Source organism: Streptomyces alkaliterrae (assembly GCF_007097205.2).
GTDB lineage: Bacteria > Actinomycetota > Actinomycetes > Streptomycetales > Streptomycetaceae > Streptomyces > Streptomyces alkaliterrae.
Map to the genome: position 1 here is coordinate 1 of NZ_VJYK02000411.1, position 3,962 is coordinate 3,962.

The 3,962-nt window shown below is 69.9% G+C and carries 4 protein-coding genes and 2 rRNA genes; all 6 read left to right on the plus strand.

The window, feature by feature from the left end; translation table 11 throughout:
• Nucleotides 1-92, plus strand: a 23S ribosomal RNA gene (locus FNX44_RS24705); the annotation flags it as partial.
• Between the two features lie 98 nt (nucleotides 93-190).
• A 5S ribosomal RNA gene (gene rrf, locus FNX44_RS24710) occupies nucleotides 191-307 on the plus strand.
• Nucleotides 308-388: 81 nt separating this feature from the next.
• A complete protein-coding gene (locus tag FNX44_RS24715) occupies nucleotides 389-1,561 on the plus strand; it encodes an acetoin utilization protein AcuC (protein ID WP_143651214.1) in 1,173 nt (390 codons plus the stop codon).
• A 649-nt stretch (nucleotides 1,562-2,210) separates the two neighbouring features.
• Nucleotides 2,211-2,420: a helix-turn-helix domain-containing protein gene (locus FNX44_RS24720; protein ID WP_155540548.1), complete on the plus strand. Its 210-nt coding sequence runs from the start codon at nucleotides 2,211-2,213 to the stop codon at nucleotides 2,418-2,420.
• A gap of 122 nt (nucleotides 2,421-2,542) precedes the next feature.
• Nucleotides 2,543-2,641 (plus strand): 30S ribosomal protein bS22, encoded by a 99-nt coding sequence (locus FNX44_RS24725; RefSeq protein WP_003948845.1) that lies wholly within the window; start codon nucleotides 2,543-2,545, stop codon nucleotides 2,639-2,641.
• Between the two features lie 222 nt (nucleotides 2,642-2,863).
• On the plus strand, nucleotides 2,864-3,898 hold the full coding sequence (locus tag FNX44_RS24730; RefSeq protein ID WP_143651216.1) for an NAD-dependent epimerase/dehydratase family protein: 1,035 nt from the start codon (nucleotides 2,864-2,866) through the stop codon (nucleotides 3,896-3,898).
• Nucleotides 3,899-3,962 lie beyond the last annotated feature (64 nt).

Sequence of the window (3,962 nt, forward strand, 5' to 3'; positions counted from 1 at the left end):
GCTCCCAGTAGACGACTGGGTTGATAGGCCGGAGATGGAAGACCTGTGAGGGTTGGAGTTGACCGGTACTAATAGGCCGAGGGCTTGACCATATGTGCTCGCGTCCACTGTGTTGGTTCTGAGGCAACAGCTGCCGGAACCCGAACCGCATGCGTGTGGTGGGTTTGCTGGGTTGTTTGTTTCATAGTGTTTCGGTGGTCATAGCGATGGGGTAACGCCCGGTTACATTCCGAACCCGGAAGCTAAGCCTGTCAGCGCCGATGGTACTGCATGCGGGAGCGTGTGGGAGAGTAGGACGCCGCCGAACAAATATTGCGAAAAGGGCTGCACCGGTTGTTCAACCGGTGCAGCCCTTTTCTGCGTTGTCCCTGGTGGATACGGTGTCAGCATGACCGGTGGCGCGCAGGTGATGTGGGACGAAGCGGTGACGGGATACAACTTCGGTCCCGAGCATCCGATGGATCCGATTCGGCTGGCTCTGACGATGCGACTCGTCGAGCAGTTCGGGCTGGATCGGACGGCGAAGGTCGTCGCGGCGAAGGAGGCCGGGGCGTCGACGCTGCGACTTGTGCACCACGCGGAGTACATCGACGCCGTGCGGCGGGCCTCCGAGAGCCCGGAGAGCGCCGACGGGTCGTACGGGCTGGGTACGGCCGACGATCCGGCGTTCGCCGGGATGCACGAGGCCTCGGCGCTGATCGCGGGTCAGTCCGTCGGGGCCGCCGAGGCGTTGTGGCGCGGCGACGTCCTGCACGCCGTCAACTTCGCGGGCGGACTGCACCACGCGATGCCGGGCACGGCCGCCGGCTTCTGCATCTACAACGACGCCTCGCTGGCCATCGCCCGCCTCCTGGAGCTGGGCGCGGAACGGGTGGCGTACGTGGACGTGGACGTGCACCACGGCGACGGCGTCCAGGCGACGTTCTGGGACGACCCCAGGGTGCTGACCGTCTCTCTGCACGAGCATCCGCGGTTGCTGTTCCCGGGGACAGGCTGGCCCGAGGAGACCGGAGGCCCGGGAGCCGAGGGCACGGCGGTCAACGTGGCGCTGCCGCCGGGCACGGCCGACGAGGGCTGGCTGCGGGCGCTGCACGGGGTGGTGCCGGAGCTGCTGGACTCCTTCCGCCCGACGGTGCTGGTGACCCAGCACGGGGCCGACACGCACATCGAGGACCCGCTGGCCCACCTGGCGGTGACCGTGGACGCGCAACGGGCCGCCGCGTCCTCTCTGCACGACTGGGCGCACGAGTACGCTGCCGGGCGCTGGCTGGCGCTCGGTGGCGGCGGCTACGCGGTTGTCGACGTGGTGCCGAGGAGTTGGACGCACCTGGTGGCGATCGCGGCCGGGACGCCGATCGACCCGGAGACCGATGTGCCGGAGGAGTGGCGGCAGTTGGTGTACGCCCGTACGCGGGCGTCGGCGCCCCGGCGGATGACCGACGGCCGGCGGCCGGCGTGGCGGGACTGGCACGAGCAGGGCTACGACCCGGCGAACGCTCTGGACCAGGCGGTGTTGGCGACCCGCAGGGCCGCCTTCCCGGCCCACGGCATCCTCCCCTAGGCCTTGGTCGGGCTCGGCCACCGGGCCGCCACCGGGCCGCCATTGAGTCGCCACGGGGGCGCGGCCGGACGGCGTACGCCAGGCGGGCCGTGCGTTGTCGTCGGACACCGCACCGACCCTCATCCCATGTCGACTCAACGTGTCGACATGACGACTTAGATTGACGTACGGCCGTGCGGTCTGTCGCACGGTGGTGGCGTTGTGTTGACCTGTGGTCAGGGCGTGCGCGCGGGGCGGGGTGCGCCCGGCGCACACACGGATTCCGGCCGGTCCTCCGGAGGTGGACTCTGGTGCCGTATCAGCTCGACGGCGGTGCGCCGACGGTGTCCGCCAAGGGCCTCTCGCGCGTGTCTCCGCAGGTCAGGGCCAGGCGTGAGAGAGGACGGGCGACGACCCGGCCGGCGTTCTCCGGAGCGGCGGGCGGGGGCGCGTTCCGGACGCCGCGTGATGACTCTGCGCGGGTTCGCGGCTACCGGCCGAGTACGCGCTATGTACTCAATCCGACCCGTCTGTCACAGTAGGAGACCGATCGCTACTCCTCTTCCCCACTTGCATCACCCGCCCCTAATCTGGGGAGGAGCGCGCATGCGAGCTGGAGTCACCGGAGGGGAAGCCGGTGCCCGACATGTGCGGAAGGTTCAGGTGTGACATGGCTGCTGGCGAGAAGCCTCTGAGCGAGGTCAACTTTCTGACGGTGGCGGAAGTCGCCGCGGTAATGCGGGTGTCGAAGATGACCGTGTACCGCCTGGTACACAGCGGTCATCTGCCGGCGATCCGGGTGGGCAGGTCCTTCCGGGTCCCGGAGAACGCCGTACACGAGTACCTCCGACAGTCCTATGTGGGGGTGGAAAGCGCCTGAGCGAAGCTTCGCGCCCCACCTTGGTTACGAGCATCCGCCGAAGGCGGGTAGGCTGACCCGATGTAGGTCGTGTGGGCTCGGACGCCCCGCACCGAGTCAATACGAAGTGAGCGAGGGTAGTCGTGGGCTCTGTTATCAAGAAGCGGCGTAAGCGGATGGCCAAGAAGAAGCACCGCAAGCTGCTCAAGCGCACGCGTGTGCAGCGCCGTAACAAGAAGTGAGCGGCCGCACGGAACGCACGTAGCGGGAGCCGGTGTCTCACCGGCCCCGTGTCTCCGGGGTCCTTCCGCCAGCACTACGGCGGGAGGGCCCCGGAGTGTTTTCCGCCCCCTGCCGAAACCTCCCCTGCCGAAACCTCCCCGGCCGCGTCGGGGCGTCACGACAGCGTCACACGTAACCGATACGGTGGGCACGGGCCTGGACGCAGCGGCGTGGGAGGGACTTTGGGCAGAGTCGTACTCGTGACGGGCGCCGCGCGGACGCTGAGCGGGCGCCTGCTGCGCCGCCTCCGCAAGGACCCGGACGTGGAGAAGGTCCTCGCGGTCGACGTGGAGCGGCCGCGCCACCATCTCGGCGGCGCGGAGTTCGTCAGGGCCGACATCCGGCACCCCGCCATCGGCAAGCTGCTCGTGGAGCGGCACGTCGACACGGTGATCCACATGGACGTCAACGCCACGCCGCTGGGTTCACGCGGGGGGCGGGCGGCGGTCAAGGAGACCAACGTCATCGGCACCATGCAGCTCCTCGGCGCCTGCCAGAAGGCGCCGGCGGTACGGCGGCTGGTGGTGAAGTCGAGTACGAGCGTCTACGGTTCGGCGCCGCGCGACCCGGCGGTGTTCGTGGAGTCGACGGTGGCGAAGGCCCTGCCGACGGGTGGCTTCGCGAAGGACACCGTGGAGGTCGAGGGGTACGTGCGGGGCTTCGCCCGGCGCCGCCCCGACGTGTCGGTCACCGTGCTGCGGTTCGCGGCCGTGCTGGGCCCGAGCGGGGGGACGCCGCTCGCCGGGTACTTCCGGCTGCCGGCGCTGCCGACTGTGCTCGGCTACGACCCGCGTCTCCAGTTCACCCACGAGGACGACGCCGTGGAGGTGCTGGCGTTGGCGGCCGGTGAGCCGCGCCGCGGCTCGTACAACGCCGGTACGTTCAACATCGCGGGCGACGGCGTGCTGCTGCTGTCGCAGTGCGCCAGGCGGCTCGGCCGGCCCACGGTGCCGATGCTGCTGCCCGCCGTGCGCTGGGCGGGCGGGGCGCTGCGGTCGGTGGGCATGACGGACTTCTCGCCCGAGCAGATCCGGCTGCTCACCCACGGCCGGGTGGTGGACACGACCCAGATGCGGACCGTGCTCGGCTTCACGCCGGTGTTCGACACCGCCCAGACCTTCGCCGACTTCGCCGCCGCGCACGGCCCCGGCATCCTCCCTCCGCACACCCTCGCCCACGCCGTCGACCGCCTTCAGGAGGCAGTACGCCATGGCTGACGCCAAGGTCATCCCGTTCGACGACGACCGGCGGGCGGCGGGCGGCTCGGGGCCCTCCAGGGCC

Coding starts and splice junctions, on each gene's coding strand:
- FNX44_RS24715 (WP_143651214.1), top strand. CDS start 389: ATGACCGGTGGCGCGCAGGTGATGTGGGACGAAGCGGTGACGGGATAC.
- FNX44_RS24720 (WP_155540548.1), top strand. CDS start 2,211: ATGGCTGCTGGCGAGAAGCCTCTGAGCGAGGTCAACTTTCTGACGGTG.